13 protein-coding genes are annotated in these 18,653 nt (G+C 38.4%); 4 read left to right on the forward strand and 9 right to left on the reverse strand.

All coding sequences use genetic code 11. The annotated features are described in order from the left end of the window. Positions 1-11: 11 nt before the first annotated feature. Positions 12-854 (forward strand): alpha/beta hydrolase, encoded by an 843-nt coding sequence (locus tag JYB62_RS05425; RefSeq protein ID WP_205644396.1) that lies wholly within the window; start codon positions 12-14, stop codon positions 852-854. A gap of 61 nt (positions 855-915) precedes the next feature. On the opposite strand, the gene JYB62_RS05430 is transcribed toward JYB62_RS05425, so the two are convergent. The 4 genes from JYB62_RS05430 to JYB62_RS05445 all read right to left on the reverse strand — a co-directional run bounded on the left by JYB62_RS05430 (position 916) and on the right by JYB62_RS05445 (position 8,185). Continuing rightward, the gene (locus JYB62_RS05430; RefSeq protein ID WP_205644397.1) at positions 916-2,367 is read right to left on the reverse strand and encodes a TolC family protein; all 1,452 of its coding nucleotides are present in this window, start codon (positions 2,365-2,367) and stop codon (positions 916-918) included. After that, a complete protein-coding gene (locus JYB62_RS05435) occupies positions 2,364-5,507 on the reverse strand; it encodes an efflux RND transporter permease subunit (protein WP_205644398.1) in 3,144 nt (1,047 codons plus the stop codon). Before JYB62_RS05435 ends, JYB62_RS05430 begins: the two co-directional genes overlap by 4 nt. Positions 5,508-5,539: 32 nt before the next feature. Continuing rightward, positions 5,540-6,715 carry an efflux RND transporter periplasmic adaptor subunit gene (locus tag JYB62_RS05440; protein WP_205644399.1) on the reverse strand — a complete coding sequence of 392 codons (1,176 nt, stop codon included), beginning with the start codon at positions 6,713-6,715 and terminating at the stop codon, positions 5,540-5,542. A gap of 522 nt (positions 6,716-7,237) precedes the next feature. Further along, positions 7,238-8,185, reverse strand: a complete 948-nt coding sequence (locus JYB62_RS05445) for a DUF4097 family beta strand repeat-containing protein (RefSeq protein WP_205644400.1) — start codon at positions 8,183-8,185, stop codon at positions 7,238-7,240. Positions 8,186-8,490: 305 nt separating this feature from the next. Here JYB62_RS05445 and JYB62_RS05450 point away from each other — a divergent pair, with 305 nt between their 5' ends. Both JYB62_RS05450 and JYB62_RS05455 read left to right on the forward strand, forming a co-directional pair. Then, positions 8,491-8,808, forward strand: a complete 318-nt coding sequence (locus JYB62_RS05450) for an antibiotic biosynthesis monooxygenase family protein (RefSeq protein ID WP_205644401.1) — start codon at positions 8,491-8,493, stop codon at positions 8,806-8,808. A gap of 138 nt (positions 8,809-8,946) precedes the next feature. Next, on the forward strand, positions 8,947-10,014 hold the full coding sequence (locus tag JYB62_RS05455; protein ID WP_205644402.1) for an alpha/beta hydrolase: 1,068 nt from the start codon (positions 8,947-8,949) through the stop codon (positions 10,012-10,014). Between the two features lie 26 nt (positions 10,015-10,040). On the opposite strand, the gene JYB62_RS05460 is transcribed toward JYB62_RS05455, so the two are convergent. The 5 genes from JYB62_RS05460 to JYB62_RS05480 all read right to left on the reverse strand — a co-directional run bounded on the left by JYB62_RS05460 (position 10,041) and on the right by JYB62_RS05480 (position 17,809). Further along, complete coding sequence (locus tag JYB62_RS05460; protein ID WP_205644403.1) at positions 10,041-11,948, reverse strand: sialate O-acetylesterase; 1,908 nt, start codon at positions 11,946-11,948, stop codon at positions 10,041-10,043. 414 nt (positions 11,949-12,362) lie between these two features. Beyond that, the gene (gene xylA / locus JYB62_RS05465) at positions 12,363-13,676 is read right to left on the reverse strand and encodes a xylose isomerase (RefSeq protein WP_205644404.1); all 1,314 of its coding nucleotides are present in this window, start codon (positions 13,674-13,676) and stop codon (positions 12,363-12,365) included. Positions 13,677-13,719: 43 nt separating this feature from the next. Then, positions 13,720-15,222, reverse strand: coding sequence for a xylulokinase (locus JYB62_RS05470; protein ID WP_205644405.1), 1,503 nt, complete (start codon positions 15,220-15,222; stop codon positions 13,720-13,722). Between the two features lie 11 nt (positions 15,223-15,233). Beyond that, positions 15,234-16,877, reverse strand: coding sequence for a sodium/sugar symporter (locus JYB62_RS05475; RefSeq protein WP_205644406.1), 1,644 nt, complete (start codon positions 16,875-16,877; stop codon positions 15,234-15,236). Positions 16,878-16,996: 119 nt separating this feature from the next. Beyond that, the gene (locus JYB62_RS05480) at positions 16,997-17,809 is read right to left on the reverse strand and encodes an aminotransferase class IV (protein ID WP_205644407.1); all 813 of its coding nucleotides are present in this window, start codon (positions 17,807-17,809) and stop codon (positions 16,997-16,999) included. Between the two features lie 164 nt (positions 17,810-17,973). On the opposite strand from JYB62_RS05480, the gene sdaAB reads away from it, so the two are divergent. Further along, complete coding sequence (gene sdaAB, locus JYB62_RS05485; RefSeq protein ID WP_205644408.1) at positions 17,974-18,651, forward strand: L-serine ammonia-lyase, iron-sulfur-dependent subunit beta; 678 nt, start codon at positions 17,974-17,976, stop codon at positions 18,649-18,651. The last annotated feature ends 2 nt before the right edge of the window (positions 18,652-18,653 follow it).

The following is an 18,653-nucleotide window of genomic DNA, read 5'->3' on the forward strand; positions in this document are numbered from 1 at the left end:
GCATTTGAAATATGAATCATCGGTCAATTTTGATAGGAATATTGTTTTTTACGCTTCTTCCTATTGCTTTAGCCCAAGAAGTAGTCCTTTACAAAGAAGTAGATACGACTCAATTATTCATAGAAGTGATCTATCCCGAAGAAATGGACCCATCCCAAGAATACCCAGCTATGGTCTTCTTTTTTGGAGGAGGATGGGTAAGTGGAGATAGATCCCATTTTGAACACCAAGCTGATTACTTTGCCAAGCGAGGACTGGTTTGTTTTTTAGTGGACTATAGGACAAGAAGCAAGCATCAAACCAGCCCTTTTGAATCCTTGAAAGATGCAAAATCTGCGATTCGATATATCAGAAAAAATGCAGTAGAGTTCCATGTTTCGCCTTCCAAAATCATCGCTTCTGGAGGATCCGCAGGTGGACATTTAGCTGCTGCTACGGCATTGAGTTCTGATTTTAATGAAAGGACAGATCCTTTGGACATCAGCCCAATACCAAACGCTTTGGTCTTGTTTAACCCAGTAATCGACAATGGTCCAGGAGGCTATGGATATGAAAGGATTGGGGAAACATATTCTAGCTTTTCGCCGCTTCACAACATTAGAGCAGGAGCCCCTCCTACTCTTTTGATGCTCGGTACTCAAGACCGTCTTGTTCCTGTTATTACCGCTGAATATTATAAATTGGTAATGGAAAAGGTAGGTAGTATATGTGAATTAAAGCTGTATGAAAATCAGCCTCATGGCTTTTTCAACTATCCCAATTTTGAATACTATCAAAAGACTCTTTTGGCAGCTGATGAATTCCTCCAAACCCTTGGCTATTTAGATGATCAGCCCAAAGTAAAAATTGAATAGCCTAAAAAAACAAAAAGGGAAAGCACAAAAGTACTTTCCCTTTTTGGTGTTCTTTTTTTATTTATTCCCCTAAATTCAAGTCAGTAGCTGCTCCTCCAAGGGATTTATAAAGGCTTACAATACTTGCTAATTGTTGTTTTTTAAGTCCCACATAATTCAATTCAGCCTCTAATGCTCGGTTCTGCGAATTGATGACATCCAGGTAATTAGCATATCCTACTGAAAACATGGTATTCGCATTGGAAATAGATCGCCTCAAAACCAAAACCTCATCCGTTTTCAAATCTAATTGCTCATCTAAGGTAGAATATTCATTAACCACCTGAATTACCTCTAAATACGCATTCAAAACAGTTTGTTCATAATCTAACCAGGCGATTTGTTGGGAAGCTTTAGCCTGTTCAAAACTCGCTTTAATTTGACCTCTATTAAAAATTGGTGCTACCAGTCCTGCTCCCATTTCATAAACAGCCGAACCAGGAGTAAAGAAAAACTTACTGAAATCAAAAGCATTAAATCCAGCCGAACCAAATAACCTTACGGATGGAAAGAAAGCTGCTCTTGCCACTCCCACATCCGCATGAGCTGCCTCCAATTCATTTTCTGCTTGAAGAATATCTGGTCTTCTTTGTAATAATTGAGCAGGAACTCCGATCTGTAATATCTCTGGCATAAAGTTTACCTGCGACAAAGTTGTTCTCTGCAAGGAAACTTCATAGCTTCCTAATAATCCTTTAAGCGCCAATTCTGTGGCTTTCAACTCTCTTTCCTTTTCTATAAGAAGGGATTTAGAATGTAATAGCAACGCTTCAAATTGATCTACCGCCAACTGTGTTTCTTTTCCTGATTCTTTTAAATCCTTAGACAGTCCAAAAGCAATCTCTTGATAAGAAATGTTTTTATTTAAAATGATAATCTCCTCATCAAGCCCCACTAATTGGTAGTACAATTTGGCAACCTGAGCAACCAATTGAGTTTTAATCAAGTTTGCTGCTTGTTGGGTTGCTAACCACCGAGCGATAGAAGCTTTTTTCCTATTGGAAAATTTACCCCAAATATCCAGTTCCCAAGAGAACTGAGCCCCAATTCCAAAATCTTTGTAAGGATCTGGGATTTTCTCATCCTCAGTTATATTATCTGAGAAATTAGTATCGTAATTGCCTACTCCATCCATTGTATACTTGCCAAACTTAGTTTGACTAGCACCAAACATCCCATTGACTTGAGGAAGCATGCCCAATTTCCCCATTTTCATCTGGGCATTGGCAATGCGGATTTTTTCGAGTGTTTTAAGAAGATCGTAATTATTTTGAAGTGCCAATCTGATTAAATCCTTTAACCTAGCATCTTCAAAAAACTGATCCCAGCTTTGATCTGATAAATTTTGAGTAGAATCACTGGTAGTTTCAAACTCAACTGGAACTGCTTTCCTTTCTGGTATTTCATACGAAGCCTTGCATCCCCAAGCCAAAACTACCGCTGCTGTTACTATGCTATATTTGAATCGATTCATTTTGTTACTTCTGTTGCTTCGGGTTTGGTTTTCAGTTTGGTTGACAGTGTTTCAAAGACTACATAAAGTCCTGGGATCAGGAAAACTCCTACAATAGTCCCTATCATCATCCCTCCTGCCGCAGCAGTTCCGATGGTTCTGTTTCCAATGGCTCCTGCCCCAGATGCAATCGTTAATGGAATCAAACCACAAACAAAGGCAAATGAGGTCATCAAAATTGGCCTTAATCTCTCAACCCCTCCGTTCATAGCGGATTCGATAATCCCCAATCCTTTGCTTCTATTTTGAATGGCAATCTCAATGATCAAAATGGCATTTTTACCCAAAAGTCCTATCAACATAACCAAGGATACCTGAGCATAAATATTATTTTCCAAACCTGTTAACTTGAGCAATAAAAACGCCCCGAAGATACCTGCAGGTAAGGATAGGATGACTGGCAATGGCAATAGATAACTTTCATATTGAGCTGCCAAAAGCAGGTAAACGAATATCAAACACACAGCAAAAATATAGATTGCCTGATTTCCCGAAGCAATTTGCTCTCTGGTGATACCGGACCAATCAATATCGAATCCTCTTGGCAAAAACTCCAAGGCTGCAGATTCTACAGCCTGTATCGCGTCACCACTACTAAACCCATCAGCAGCTTCTCCATTGATCATCGCTGAAGTATACATGTTGTATCGAGTCAATTGTTCCGGTCCATACACTCGCTCCAAGGTCACGAAGTTTGAATAAGGAACCATATCACCCCGATCACTTTTTGTATACATGCTAAGTAAAGCTTCTGGATTCGTTCTGTATTCCGGTGCTGCTTGAATCATCACCTTGTACATCTGTCCAAATCGGATAAAGTTAGAGGCATAAAAGCTTCCAATGAAGCTTTGAAGTGTCAGCATAGCATCCTCTACTGGAACACCAAGTTTCGCAGCTTTATCATGATCTACATGAAGAATGTACTGAGGAAAATTTGGATCAAAATTGGTAAATACTCCATTGAGCTCTGGCTTTTCATTTAATAAGGCCACAAAATCTTGAGTAGTCTTAGCCGTAACCCCTAAAGGTCCGCCCGTCTTATCTAGAAGTCGCATCTCAAATCCAGAGGCATTACCAAAACCTGGTACACTTGGAGGAGGAAAAAATTGAATTTCCGCTCCCGTAATATGACTCACACGATCCTGGTAATCCAAAATCAATTCATTGACGCTTTGCTCTCTATCTTCCCAAGCAACCAAGTTAATCATCCCCATTCCGTAAGAGGCTCCAGCAGTTTCAGTCAATAAACTATACCCTGCCAAGGTAGAGATCGTTTCTACTTCCTCCAATGGCAATAAAGCTGCCTGAACGTCATCCAAAATCACTTTTGTTCGCTCCACAGTAGCACCGGGAGGAGTCGTAATATTGACATAAATCATGCCTTGATCCTCTGTTGGGATGAATCCTGTCGGTAGAACGCTTGAAATACCAAATGTTGCCAAAATAAAAATCCCCAAAATCCCGAATGTCACAACCTGTCTTCCCGCAATTTTTTTCAAAACTCCGGAATACTTACCTGACAATTGATCATATCGCTTATTAAAGCCATCGAAGAACTTTTGTATCAATCCTTTTTCATCTTCAGGCACATGCTTGGCCGGCTTCAACAACATGCTACACAGTGCAGGAGATAAGGTCAGGGCATTGACCCCTGAAATCACAATGGCAATAGCCAATGTCAATGAAAACTGCCTATAGAATATACCCACAGGACCATCCATAAACCCAACAGGAATAAATACTGCAGACATCACCATGGTGATGGCAATAATTGCTCCTCCGATTTCCTTCATGGCTTCAATGGTCGCATCCGTCGCATTCATCTTCAGGTCATGCATCTTCACATGGACTGCTTCCACCACGACAATGGCGTTATCCACTACAATTCCGATGGCCAGAACCAAAGCAAATAGGGTCAACATATTGATGGAGAAGCCAAATAAGCCCATGAAGAAGAACGTCCCAATCAAGGAAACAGGAACTGCTATTGCAGGGATTAGCGTAGACCTAAAGTCCTGTAAAAAGAGAAATACAACGATGGATACCAGAATAAATGCCTCAATCAAGGTTTTGATTACTTCCTGAATAGAAGCATCCAAGAATCTCGAAACATCATAGGAAACGTTAAACATCATCCCCGGAGGAAAAGATGTCTGCTCCAGTTCTTCCATTTTACTCTTGATGTTATTAATAACCTCACGGGCATTGGAGCCAGGACGCTGTTTAATCATGATAGAAGCAGAAGGACGACCATCTGTGATAGAAGCCATATTGTAATCCTGGGAATCAAAAGTCACCTCAGCCACGTCTTTAATTTTTAATAAAGAACCATCGGGTAACGCTTTTAGGGTGATGTTTTCATAATCAACTTCTTGGTTAAATTTACCTGTATAACGAAGTACATATTGAAGTGCCTGGGGATCTTGGTCTGAGCTAATCCCAGATTTTCCTGGAGCAGCTTCTACGTTTTGTTTTCTTATGGCATCTGTGATATCCTGAGGAGAAATATTATAGGCAACCATTCGGTCTGGATTCATCCAGATTCTCATGGCATATTCCCTGGATCCCATAATTTCTACAAAGCCTACCCCATCTATTCTCTTAAGTTCCGGAAGTATATTAATGTCAGAAAAGTTGTAAACAAATTTCTCATCTTGGGTGGTGTCAGAGGTCATGATGTTGAGATACATCAACATACTATTTACCTCTTTTTCAGTCATCACCCCTGCTCGGATTACTTCTTCTGGAAGTTCATCAATTACTGTGGCTACTCTATTTTGTACGTTCACTGCCGCCTGATCTGGGTCTGTGCCAACTTTAAAGACCACAGTTATGACTGTGACACCATCATTTGTATTGACAGAGTTCATGTATGTCATTCCCGGAACCCCATTGATGGCTCTTTCAAGGGGAGTGGCAACTGCCTTTGCCAATACCTCAGCATTGGCTCCTGTATATTTTGCGGTTACTGTGACAGAGGGAGGAACGATCTCTGGAAACTGCGTTATGGGCAGGGATGTCAATGACAATAAGCCCATAAAGACAATAATTACCGAAAGGACCGTAGATAAAATTGGTCGTCTGATAAATAATTCAAACATGGATAAAGCTTACTTATTGGGTGGAATTAAGATTATAGCGAATGATAGAGCGTATCATAAGCTTCTTGGTCAGATACTTGAACAGGTTCTATTAGACTTCCATCTTTCACCTGCTGTATCCCCTCATAGATGATTCTATCACCTGCTTGAAAACCATCAGCCACGTAAAAAAGACCAAATCTTCTGATGGGTTTAAAACTTCTCACCTTCACTTTATTATCACTATCCAAAATATAGACGTAAGTATATTCCTGAATTTCAAAGCTGGATTTTTGAGGGATTAAGAATACATCCTCCATCTGATTGGTCATCATTACTTTTCCACTGGCCCCATGTTTAATCAGTCCATCAGGGTTTGGGAACCGAACCCTAAAAGCAATCGACCCAGTCCCTCTCTCAAAATCTGCTTCCATAGTTTCCAGTTTGCCTTTATAAGGGTATTCTTGACCGTCAGACAATACTAATGTGATTTCCTTCTCAGTAAACTCCTCCCCTTTTTCCTGCTTTTCACGCATGTATCGCAAGTATTCATTTTCAGTCACCTTGTAGTATGCAAAAATTTCCGAAATATCAGTAATATGAGTCATTAGGTCTCCAGGGGTGACCAAACTTCCCGTCTTAAAAGGAATTCTATCTACAATTCCATCAAATGGAGCTTTTATGATACTGTAAGAAAGTCCTGTTTGCGCATTTTTCAACATGGACTCTGCCTGAAGGATTCCAGACTCAGCCATTTCCAATTTTGCTTTGGCTAACTCTAATTCAGAATCAGTAATGATGTTTTTATCTACTAAAATCTGAAGACGTTCTACTTCTAACCTGGCCGCTTGAGCTTCCGCCCTTTCTTTCATCAAAAGTGCTTTGCTACTATTGACCACCTCTCCAAGTTCTGCGGAGTTTAGTTTAAATAGCGCTTGACCTTTTTTCACTTCTTCTCCTTCATCAACATAAATTTCTTCCACAAAACCTTCCACTTTGGCTCGGACTTCTACGAATTGAACCGCCTGTATATCACAAACATAGGTTTGAGGAACATCGATATTCCTTGAGCTAAGCTCCATAATCGGAATACTCAATGGTTTGTTTTTCTTTCGGCGGTTACCTTCTCCGTCACCACAAGAACTTAGGGAAAGCAAGGACAGTGCAGAAAACACAATCCAACCTTTAAAGGAAGGTTTTAATTTCCTCTCAGTAAAAATAGATTTCATGGGCAATTATTCAGCTAGTTATTCTCAATTCTTCATCGAACGTTTTTTGAATTACACCTCTTCTTATTAAAATGAGGGGCACCGATCTTAACGTATGAAGGATTCCTAAATTACATTATTTTCAAAAAACAGGGAAATCCATTACATGATTGGCTTATTTAGTAGCAAAAAATTATTACTAAAGTAAAAAAAGTAGATTTTATGTATCTTTTAATGAGAATAATTTAACTATAAACAATTTTCTAAAAAATAAACCATAATCATTTGATTTACAATATTTTATCAGTTAAAAATAAGTACTATTGATTCAATATGATAAATTAGATATGATCTAGTTTGATACGTAAAATCTATGAAATGACCAATAAAAATCTGACTTTGGTTATCCAATATTTAAAAATTGGGGATTCCTTATTTTCTCCAACTAATGTAGACAATCAAAACTCCTTTTTTTATTTTCTTATAAAGAAAAAAGCCCCGAATTTTTAATCCGGGGCTAGAGGTGATTGTGACAACTTTTCACTAATTCCTTATTTCAATGATACCGCTAGAAACGGTACCTGACACGGTATAAGGAGAACCATTATCAATCTTTAATGTTCCGCTGGAAGAACTGTCTCCGACAGAAACCCTTCCACTACTTGTAGCGAGGTTATAGTTATAATCTATCAAATTCGAAAATGTTTGAATTTTAATATTTCCAGAGGACGCTTTGAATAAAGATTCATTACTCAACCCTGAATTAATCGCATTGATTCTACCGGAAGAAACTTCTAATTTACCTAAGCTTTCTACATCGGTTAAATCAATTGTACCTGAGCTAAGAATCGCATGCACCATCCCTTCAATCCTATTCAACTGATATTTCCCTGAAGAACCTGAAAGATTTACATCTCCTACAATGTTTTTCATTTCAACAATTCCAGAGCCTACCTCTACAGTAGTCTTTCCTTGAAGATTGATCACATTTACTTCTCCAGAACCAGCAGTTAAATTAGCTAAGGAGGAATTAATATTCTGAATATTCAACCTTCCTGAACCTGCCATTACATCAAATACTTCAGTTTCCACATTTGAAATAGTAGCGGACCCAGATCCAACCTCCACGTTCATTCCCATTCTTTCTGGCCCTATCAAATGTATGAATCCTCGATCTCGACCACTATTAGATACTCTCTTTTGATCTAACTCAATGATAAGCTTTCCTGATTCCTCTCTATACTCAATTTTATACCTGCCTGCATTTGTAGATTCCAACATTGCACTTAAAGAAACAGATGTCAAGCTTGGATCTCCAGTATAAACCACTTCCAAAAAACCTGATTCAATTTCCACCTCCTCAACCCCTTCAAATTCTTGATTGATGGACTGAACTACTTCCAGATCTTTACTGCAGGAGCTAAGTAGTGCTAATGCTAATAAAATTGAAAATGTATAATATATCTTTATATAATTCTTTATTAAATTCATGACCTTGCATTTTTTAAAATAATATTTTGTTATTTAAATTTTAAAGCGCTGCAAGCATACAAATGTACGGCAATTTGACAGCACTGGTTATCAACTAATTGATTTATTGATCTAAGTCAAAGGACTATGAAAATGACCAATTTTTCAGGTGAAGGTGGTGGTAAGTCACTTGCTCTTCGATTTACTGTGATAGCATGCACATTTTCTTGGATTAAAGCCATTTTGAACAGATTTTTGGTTTAGTTTTATTTCTTTAATCCTAAGACAACCCACAGGGAATTTACCCCTAATTAAAAACTGTAAAAATGTTAGCCCCAACTCCAAAGCCTCCTTATTACGCTGTGATTTTCACCAGCATAAGAACAAGTTACGATCAAGATTATATAGAAACAGCCATAAAAATGGAGCATTTGGCCTCCCTTCAAAAAGGGTATTTAGGGCATGAATCTGCGAGAGAGGATGTAGGAATTACCGTGAGCTATTGGAAGGATCTAGAATCTATTAAGAATTGGAAGGCCCAAAGTGACCATTTATTGGCACAACAAAAGGGCCGAGAAAAATGGTATGCTGCTTTTAAAACAAGAGTTTGTTTGGTTGAAAGGGATTATGGATTTGAACGATAAGAACTTATCTAAAATGTGTAAATAAAAGACCTCAGGATCTATGATCATTAGATATAGCTTATAACTATAGTATATTTGCTTGAGAATTCAAGAATTTCCAGGATTCTTAAAGCCCTATTTGAAAGTTAACGAACCAACATGTTACGTAAAATCTTTTTAGGAATTTTCGGCGCTGCCATGCTATTGGCTATACTCTATATGGTAGGCCCCAAAGTTGAAAAACAGGAGTTAATCATAAAGTACCCAAACATCCCAACTCGAATGGCTGAAATTGAGCAATATGTAGCTCAGAGAGAGGATACGGTAAAAGGATTAAAACTAGGAAATGAAGCTTACATCATTTGGGCAGATAGTATTAATAAAAGAAAAACCCCCTACTCTATCGTTTACATCCATGGATTTGGTGCCAGTCCCATGGAAGGGGATCCTGTTCATCGTTTTATAGCAGCCCACTTTGGAGCTAATTTATTTGTTACAAGACTTCCTGAACATGGTATCAAGCGTGAGAATGGAATGGAATATATGTCTGCTCAAAAGCTTGCTGATGCAGCTGGAGAAGCTTATCAAATAGGCAAAAACTTAGGAGATTCAGTCATTGTAATGGGCACCTCCATGGGAGGAGCATTAACCTTATTGCTTGCCAGTCAACAGCCTGATATAAAATCTGTAGTGGTTTATTCTCCAGCTATAAGGGACTATGGTGAAAGGTTACAAAACTTATTTTCCCCTTGGATGAAAAAATTAATGGAACTGACCATGATGGACAACAAAGTAATTCATCAAGAGCGTACAGGTGATAAAGCAAAGTATTGGTCAGAAGATTATCATATAAACGGCTATGAAAGTTTAGGTGTCTTAATATATAGTATGATGAATAATGAAACATTCGAAAAAATTCATCAACCCTTGTTTCTGGGCTATTACTATAAAAATGAAAAAGAACAGGACTTTGTCGTTTCTGTTCCTTATATACTTAGTATGTATAAAAAACTGGGAACTCCAGAAATTTTGAAAAGAAAGGTAGCCTTCCCTGATGCTGGAGACCATGTGATTGGAAGTTCCATAACCTCCGGAGATTGGGAAGGAGTTTTATTTTCCACCATTGACTTTCTGGAAAATGTAGCTAAAGTACCTTCCAAAGAAGAATATCAAAGAAAAGTAGAGGAATTGAAAAAATTGGATGTAGAACTGGAATCCATGCAATAAAGAAAACTGAATTCTATTCCCCCTTTTTAATCATTTTCAAAACTATATCGAAATGGTACAGCGGGTAAATTTAGATTATTAATCAAATTAACTTCTGGGTTATCTGCCCAAGCATACCTGATCTCAGATATATTCGAGTTCTCGGTTTCAATAGTAATTTCATTATTCCCTGAAATCACAGCTTTGGCCTCTTTAAACCTTCCCCTTGAATCTGCGATTATGAATCCTTTTACCAATTCAGAATTATCAGAAGTTTTAAGTCCTTCACCAACTTCTGAATAATTTAACACCACGGTCCCATCCCTTAAAGTAGCAGATTCTAAGACAGGACCTGAGGAAACAAGCTTTTCCCCATAAGCTACTTTCCTTGCTTGCAGCCATAACCTTTCCCCCACATCTTTTTTATTTTTGGGGTGTATATCCTCTGCCTCTCCGACATCAATAATCACTGCCATTCCTGTATTAGGCAAATCTAATGTTTCTTTCTGCGCATCTCTTAAAAAGGCCCAATTGCTATCTGGTTGTGGGGATTTCCGTTCCATAAAATTGGCCAATTGAACAAACAGAAATGGAAAGTCACCAATACCCCAAACTATCCTCCAATTGGTAATCATAGCAGCAAATAATTCGTGATATTCTTCGGATCTTCCCGCATTACTCTCTCCTTGGTACCAAATTGCCCCCTTGATTGGATAATTTATTAAAGGATAAATCATGGCATTAAACATCATACCAGGCTTCCAATTCAGAAAATCTACTTTTGGAAGTAAAGATTCTACCTTATTATTTGAATAGCTCCAAATGCCTTCCAGGGAAATCTTTTTGTCCCCTTGCAGGATATACATTTCACCTGGCTCCCCAATTCTTGGCTGATTATTCCAAGTATTGATAGCTCTAATAGACAATACATTTCTTCCATCCAAAAGGCTAGAAGCAGGAATTTCCAAATCGGGAGTAGTAGTCCCCCAATCTTTGTAATGAAGTAAATTCCCGTTCAGATAAACGTAGCCCATTTGGTCTATCCTAGGCAAATGAAGCGTTGCTCCTTCAGAAGAATTAGCTTTAAAGACTTTCCGTACCCAAGCAATGTGTTGCAATGGATTGGATTGAGGTAGATTGATCTTTCTCCATTGGCTATCATCATATGCTATACTGGCAACTTCCAACGCTTTTAGGGAATCTGGTTTTGGGACTAATTGATCCCGTAATGCCCTCCTCTCCTCATTAGCAATCACCTCCTCTTGCCACTTATCCTGGTTTTCCAAAATATCCAGAGCCTCTTTACTATAAGAGGCATTCATTCCTGCCAAAACCGATAATTCAGTCCATCCCTCGGCAGGTGTTCCACCCCAATTTGATTCAATAATACCTACTGGAACCTTTTTCTCTAAGTGATTTCGTTTAGCGAAAAACCAAGCCACGGCAGAAAAGTCGGGCATATTTTCCTGAGTAGCTACTTCCCATGTTCCTCCCTCCAAATCATTTTGAGGTTTTGCACTATACGACTTAGGAACTTTAAAAAACCGTATTTTCGGAAACCCTCCTTCCTCTATCTCCTGATCAGCACCAATCACTGCAGATTTTAATGCCCATTCCATATTGGATTGACCTCCTGCCAGCCAAACATCACCTATGTAGACATCTTTAATTTGAATATTATTTACCTGAAGAACATAAGGTCCTCCAGCATTAGAAGCAGGAAGCTTAATCGACCAAGTACTGTCTGCATTTACTTCTGTGCTGCCTAATAATCCTGCTACAGAAACTCGAACTTTTTTGGTAGGAATCCCCTTTCCCCAAACAGATATTTTCTGATCTCTTTGAAGCACCATACCATCTTCAAATAGTTTTGGCATAGTTACCTCAGATTCAAACTTATCTGAATCACAGCCAAAATTCCAAATAAGTAGTAAGACAGCTAAATAACGCTTCATAGGTTTTGGGGTTTACTACTGAAAATTGACATTTTTTTTTGAAAAGGTATACAACGTTGACTCATTTCTATCTTAAATATCCATAAAGTCTATTATTTCCCTTATCCTTCTGGAGAATTCATCATTTTAGCCCAGGAAGCTTGCAATTGATCTCCATTTCAATTGAATTAAAACTTTTTACATTCTCTAATTAATTCTCCTCCAACAAATTACATGGATAAGCCAGATTGGCACTGTTGTCCAAAGTTTAGTACTCCATAAATAGCCCGGTAAGTGACAACTACTGGATGAAGGAAAGCGATAGAGTGAGACGGATGAAATAAAGATTTAGCTTCAAACTCAATCACCTAAAAAAAATCCCGATGAAGAAAAACTTCACCGGGACTTTTATACTTTTTTTTGATAAAAGACAGATTAAATGAATCTGTTCAACAAATTTTCGAAGTATTCTTGTTTACCACTAGTCATGGCAGGCTCACCTTTGGAAGCTGCGTAGTCACGCAAATCTTCCAATGTCAATGCACCATCTTCAAACTCTTTCCCTTTACCAGAATCATAACTTGCATAGCGGTTCTTTCTTCTTTCAAGGTAATCTGACTTTTTCAAGATATCCTCTGCAATCAACATACCTCTTGCAAAAGCATCCATACTTCCAATATGAGCTAGGAATAAATCTTCAGGGTCTGTAGAGTTTCTTCTGATTTTAGCATCAAAGTTTACTCCACCACCTTGGATTCCATCAGAATTTAGGATTACCAACATTGCTTCAGTTAATTCCTGAAGGTTCAGTGCAAATTGATCCGTATCCCATCCATTTTGATAATCACCTCTATTGGCATCAATACTTCCGAGCATCCCAGCATCGGCGGCCACCTGAAGTTCATGCTGGAAAGTATGTCCAGCTAGGGTTGCATGATTTACTTCAATATTTAATTTAAAGTCCTTATCCAATCCATGATGTCTCAAAAATCCAACCACCGTTGCTGCATCATAATCATATTGGTGTTTAGTTGGCTCCATTGGTTTTGGCTCTATGAAGAATGTGCCTTTGAACCCATTTTTTCTTGCATAATCCCTTGCCATGGTCAAGAATTTCGCTAAATGCTCCGTTTCACGTTTCATATCCGTATTCAACAAAGACATATAGCCTTCACGACCACCCCAGAATACATAATTTTCACCGCCAAGGGCAATGGTTGCATCGATGGAGTTCTTCACCTGAGTTGCTGCATAGGCCAACACATCAAAGTCAGGGTTGGTCGATGCTCCGTTCATATAGCGAGGATTACTGAAGACATTGGCTGTACCCCATAATAATTTCACGCCAGTTTCTGCTTGCTTTTGTTTCGCGTAATCGACAATGATCTTCATACGCTCCTCATACTCTGCGATATCTTTTCCTTCATCGATCAAATCAACATCATGAAAGCAATAATAAGGAGCTCCGATTTTTGTAATAAATTCAAATGCAGCATCCATTTTATCTTTAGCTCTCTGCACAGGGTCAGGGTTAGCATCCCAAGGATGAACTATAGTACCTGGTCCAAAAGGATCTGATCCAGTTGCGCAGAAAGAATGCCAATAAGCAATAGAAAACTTGAAATGCTCTTTCATAGTTTTACCTTGGATTATCCGATTTTCATCGTAAAATCTAAATGCCATTGGATTATCACTGTCCTTCCCTTCAAAAGGAATCTTTTCGATATTTGGGAAATACTGTTTTGACATGTTGCTAATATTTAGGTTTGACTTAATAGGTTTAATGTTGTAATTATAGTCTTAATTTTTGAATCTGTTCCAATTGGTTTTTCCAATGGGAATAGACTTCTTCATAAGGCTCATAGAATTGTTCATTGGGTTCAATGGTTTCTAACAATTCCAATCCAGCAAAGGCTTCGCTTTCATTCGAAAACAACCCGATCCCAATCCCTGCTCCTCTTGCTGCTCCTTGAGCTCCATCTGTATCGTAAAGTTCCAAAACTACCTTGTTCATATGTACAAAGGTCTTTCTGAATATAGGGCTGAGAAACATATTTGCTTTTCCAGCTTTGACAGTTTTCAAATCCATGCCCATGGCTTGCATAATCCTAAATCCAAAAGTCAATGCCGAGACAATTCCTTCTTGTGCGGCTCTGATCATATGCTTTTTATCATGCTTCAACAAATCCAGTCCGAGTAAATGAGCCCCTACATGTTTGTTTTGCATAATCCGTTCTACTCCATTACCGAAGGGGATAAAGGTCAAGCCTCCAGAACCTATAGGAGCAGAACTTCCTAAATTATTCATTTCATCATAATCAATTTTCCCTGCCCCCATCAATTTCTTGATCCAGCTATTCAAAATGCCCGTACCATTCACGCAAAGTAATACCCCATAAGAAGGCTTCTCTTTGGTATGATTTACATGTACAAAAGTATTTACTCTGGACAATGGATCATACAGTGGTGTATCACAAACTCCGTATACGGTTCCAGAGGTTCCTGCGGTTGTGGCGAGCTCTCCTGGTTTCAATACCTGCAAAGAGAAGGCATTGTTGGGCTGATCTCCGGCCCTGTAAGCGACAGGAACCCCTACTTCAATTCCAGTCTCATCAGATGCATCTTGAGTCACCTTACCCTGTAAGGAGTATGAAGGTACGGCTTTAGGAATCCATTCTTTATTTATTCCATAATTTCCGATCACCTTTTTACTGATTCCATTTTCTTTGAAATCCCAAAACACCCCTTCCGAAAGACCAGTCTCAGAAGTGAGTACTTCTCCTGTTAACTTCATTGCAATAAAATCACCTGGTAACATGATTTTATCAATTTTTGAAGCCAATTCTGGTTCATTTTCAATGACCCACCTAAGCTTTGAAGCTGTAAAATTCCCAGGAGAATTTAAAAGGTGCGGAAGGCAATAATCTTTTCCTAAGTCTTGAAAAGCCTTTTCACCTATACTTACAGCCCTACTATCGCACCAGATTATTGAAGGTCTTAAAACCTGTTGGTTTTTATCCACCAAAACCAATCCATGCATTTGGTAAGCAATCCCAATCCCCTTTAATTCTCCACTTTTCACACTTGCTTTTTGAAGCACATATCTACTTGATTCTTTAATGTATTTCCACCACATTTCTGGATCTTGTTCAGCCCAGCCTTCGTGAGGAGCTTCAATGGTCATTTCCTCTTCAGGGAATGCCTTCGCTACGATTGCTTTTCCGGTATCAGCATCTAATAAGGATGCTTTTATAGAAGAACTACCTATATCTAATCCTAATAATAACTGTCTCATTTGAATATTTTTTACCAGAATACGATGTAAAGTGCAGCAGTAATTCCCGCAATTAATACTGCTCCAATTTTAAATGAGGTACTGGTTTTGAAAAGTTCTTTATTGATATCTATACTATTTGGATGGTCTTTTCCTTTACCCTCGACCAAGCTGATGATTATCATTAATGTAGCCAATATTAAAAACACTACCCCCATCCGATCGATGAAAGGAAGTCCAGGGAAAGCTATTTTCAATACGATAGATAGTGGAATACTCAAGGCAGCGCCTACCAATGCGGCGTTGGACGTGGTTTTTTTCCAGAATACTCCAAAGAAGAAAATCGCAAAAACTCCAGGGCTGATAAAGCCTGTATATTCCTGAATGAACTGAAAAGCTTGATCCAGTGCTCCTAATGCAGGAGCTACCAAAGAAGCCAATCCAAATGCCACCAAAGCGGTAATCCTTCCTACTTTTACCTGCTTGGTTTCAGAGGCTCCTTTACCTATGTATTTATTATAAATATCCATGGTAAAAATAGTGGAAGTACTATTGGCCATAGAAGCTAAAGAGGAAACAATTGCAGCAGTCAATGCAGCAAATGCCAATCCTTTTAGACCAACCGGTAGTAATTGTAACAAAGTGGGGTAAGCTCTATCCGATTTAATCAAAGAACTAGCTGGATCTTTCATTGATTCAATGAAGCTTATATCAATTCCATTCTCTACAATGACAAAAGCGGCAATACCTGGTATTACCACGATCAAAGGCATTAAAAGCTTCAAAAAGCCTGCGAAAATCATCCCTTTTTGAGCCTCATCTAGACTTTTCGCAGCCAAAGCTCTTTGGGTAATATATTGATTGAATCCCCAATAACTTAAATTGGTAATCCACATTCCTCCAATTAGAACAGAAATACCTGGAAGATCCAAATAAGCATCTTTCACTCCTCCAGATCCATCAGGAATCATCATTTCACCTCTGGAGAAAATCATAGTAAAGTGACCTGGAACTTCTTTTCTTAAGAGACTTAATCCCTCCCATGCATCTCCAGAACCGACCATTTTTAATGCAATGTAAGTGGTGGCTAATCCTCCAGCTACTAAGAACACTACTTGGACTACATCAGTCCAAGCAACTGCTTTCAAGCCACCATAAATGGAATAAAGCATCGCAAATGCCGCCAAGCCAACAATACCCCATATCATAGGTACATCCAAGATGGTATTTAAACTTAGAGCTCCTAGGTATAATACAGAAGTAAGGTTTACGAAGACGTACAATAAAAGCCAAAATATAGCCATGGTAGTTCTTACCCTTGTATCATACCTATCTAGCAAAAAGCCAGGCATGGTATAGATCCCTTTTTTAAAGTAGACAGGTAAGAAGAAAATTGCTACAACTAACAAGGTGGCAGCTGCCATCCATTCATAGGTTGAAATTGCCAATCCCATGGCAAATCCTGATCCTGACATTCCAATAAATTGTTCGGCCGAAATATTGGAGGCAATTAAGGAAGCTCCTACAGCCCACCAAGGAAGCGCCTTGGAAGCTAGAAAGTAATCAGAGGAATTTTTTACATGTCCTTTCTTTTCTCTGGATACAAAAAGACCCATCCCAATGATGAGCATACAATATCCAATGAAAACAATCAGATCTAAGGGTTCTAAAAGCATATTAATTTAGGTTGGTGTTTGGGCTTAATAGATTATTGTTTAAGTCTAAAATCAAGACAAGGCGTTAAATATAAGGTTTTCATCGAAAGGTCTGAAAATAAATTATTGGGATTATCAACTTATTCAAAAATATGGTCTAAAAAAGGAAGAGGATCAGTAGAATATTTCACGCCATTAACATTCTCCAAATAACTAATCCCCATCGCATTACTCACCCAAACACTACTTGCTTTAGCCAAATGCTCAGGTAAATACATTCCTTCGTGAATATCTAGATGTTTTGCTCTTAATGTCTCAAGGATCGCTGCTCTCCCCACTCCTGCTATACATGAACATTTAAGAGATGGAGTAAAAATTTCATCCCCAATTTTCCAAAATATATTGGAAGAGCCTGCCTCCGAAACAAACCCTCGATGATCTAATAGGATTACCTCATTCATTTCATATTCTGCTCTTTCTTGGTTAGCCAACACATAAGTCAAGGAATTCATAGTTTTAGCATTGCACCAATACGTGGGGTATACATGAATCTTCTTTGATATATAGGCCAATTTCTTAACCTGTACCGGCGCATTATATTCTTTGATTTGTAAGGTTTGGACCACCTCTTGGGTAGTAGGCGTATAGGTACCCGATTCAGCTCTAAAAACATTCCATCGAATCCGAAAAATTCCTTTGGGCAACAACCCATTAATCAACGATTCAATTTCCTCAAGATTTACAGAATCTGTTTTTAATTTGAGCAGTTCCATGCCATACTTTAACCGAGCCATATGCTTGTGACCAAACCTAATACTTCCATCAAAAAACACCATGGATTCAAAGAGACCATCCCCAAAATTCATAGCTCTATTGGGAATTTCTATATCTTTAAATGTTTGCCATGATCTGGTCTGTGAATCTAAAATAAAATCTGTCTCAAAATCGCTCATAAACTGTTCAAATACGGTCGTTTTTCAAAATTGTCATTAATTGAACTTGTTAAATCTAATAAAGAAAATTGCCCATACGAGGAAATTTCGTTGATAAATGACATTTTTGGATAGAATAACGAAAGTCTATTTAGCTTAGCACTAATATTGAACCGAAGAATGAGATGGCAAATAAGAGTAGCGTTTTTGATATGATAGGACCAATAATGATAGGCCCTTCTTCTTCTCATACAGCTGGGGTAGTTAGAATTGCAAGAGCTGCAATTCGAGTTTTAGGAGGAAAGCCGGATTCTGCCCTCATCACATTTTATAATTCATTTGCTAGAACCTATGAAGGACATGGAAGTGATCGGGCAATCATTGGTGGACTTATGGATTTTAAGACAGATGACCCTAGAATTAAAGATGCATTAAACATTGCAGAAGAAGTTGGGTTCGAATATAAATTCAAGTCCATTGGTAATTCTTCCATCCACCACCCAAATACCATTAAATTAAATTTAGTCAAAGGAGATAGGTCTGTTGAAGTGATAGGTGAAAGTCTGGGAGGTGGTATTATCAATATTTCAGAAGTAGATGGGTTTGTCGCAAATTTTTCTGCCAAAGATCATACCTTAATCATCAAAGCAGAAGATGTCTCTGGAGCCATTGCATTTATTTCAAGTGTCATCGCTCAAGAAAAAACCAATATTGCCACCATGTCTGTTTCCAGAAAAGGTAAACATGATCGTGCATGTCATGTTATTGAAATGGACTCCGGAATTAAAGGTATCACCATTGAATACCTTAAATCTCTTGCTTGGATCAAAGAATTAATTTATATACCTGACATTGACCTTTAACT

The organism is Algoriphagus lutimaris, assembly GCF_017051705.1.
Classification (GTDB): Bacteria; Bacteroidota; Bacteroidia; order Cytophagales; family Cyclobacteriaceae; genus Algoriphagus; species Algoriphagus lutimaris.

Bases quoted from the DNA above. Each gene is read 5' to 3' on its own strand.
- JYB62_RS05460 (WP_205644403.1), bottom strand. From the start codon at position 11,948: ATGAAGCGTTATTTAGCTGTCTTACTACTTATTTGGAATTTTGGCTGT.
- JYB62_RS05430 (WP_205644397.1), bottom strand. From the start codon at position 2,367: ATGAATCGATTCAAATATAGCATAGTAACAGCAGCGGTAGTTTTGGCT.
- JYB62_RS05470 (WP_205644405.1), bottom strand. From the start codon at position 15,222: ATGAGACAGTTATTATTAGGATTAGATATAGGTAGTTCTTCTATAAAA.
- JYB62_RS05425 (WP_205644396.1), top strand. From the start codon at position 12: ATGAATCATCGGTCAATTTTGATAGGAATATTGTTTTTTACGCTTCTT.
- JYB62_RS05455 (WP_205644402.1), top strand. From the start codon at position 8,947: ATGTTACGTAAAATCTTTTTAGGAATTTTCGGCGCTGCCATGCTATTG.
- sdaAB (WP_205644408.1), top strand. From the start codon at position 17,974: ATGGCAAATAAGAGTAGCGTTTTTGATATGATAGGACCAATAATGATA.
- JYB62_RS05440 (WP_205644399.1), bottom strand. From the start codon at position 6,715: ATGAAATCTATTTTTACTGAGAGGAAATTAAAACCTTCCTTTAAAGGT.
- JYB62_RS05445 (WP_205644400.1), bottom strand. From the start codon at position 8,185: ATGAATTTAATAAAGAATTATATAAAGATATATTATACATTTTCAATT.
- JYB62_RS05450 (WP_205644401.1), top strand. From the start codon at position 8,491: ATGTTAGCCCCAACTCCAAAGCCTCCTTATTACGCTGTGATTTTCACC.
- xylA (WP_205644404.1), bottom strand. From the start codon at position 13,676: ATGTCAAAACAGTATTTCCCAAATATCGAAAAGATTCCTTTTGAAGGG.
- JYB62_RS05475 (WP_205644406.1), bottom strand. From the start codon at position 16,877: ATGCTTTTAGAACCCTTAGATCTGATTGTTTTCATTGGATATTGTATG.
- JYB62_RS05480 (WP_205644407.1), bottom strand. From the start codon at position 17,809: ATGAGCGATTTTGAGACAGATTTTATTTTAGATTCACAGACCAGATCA.
- JYB62_RS05435 (WP_205644398.1), bottom strand. From the start codon at position 5,507: ATGTTTGAATTATTTATCAGACGACCAATTTTATCTACGGTCCTTTCG.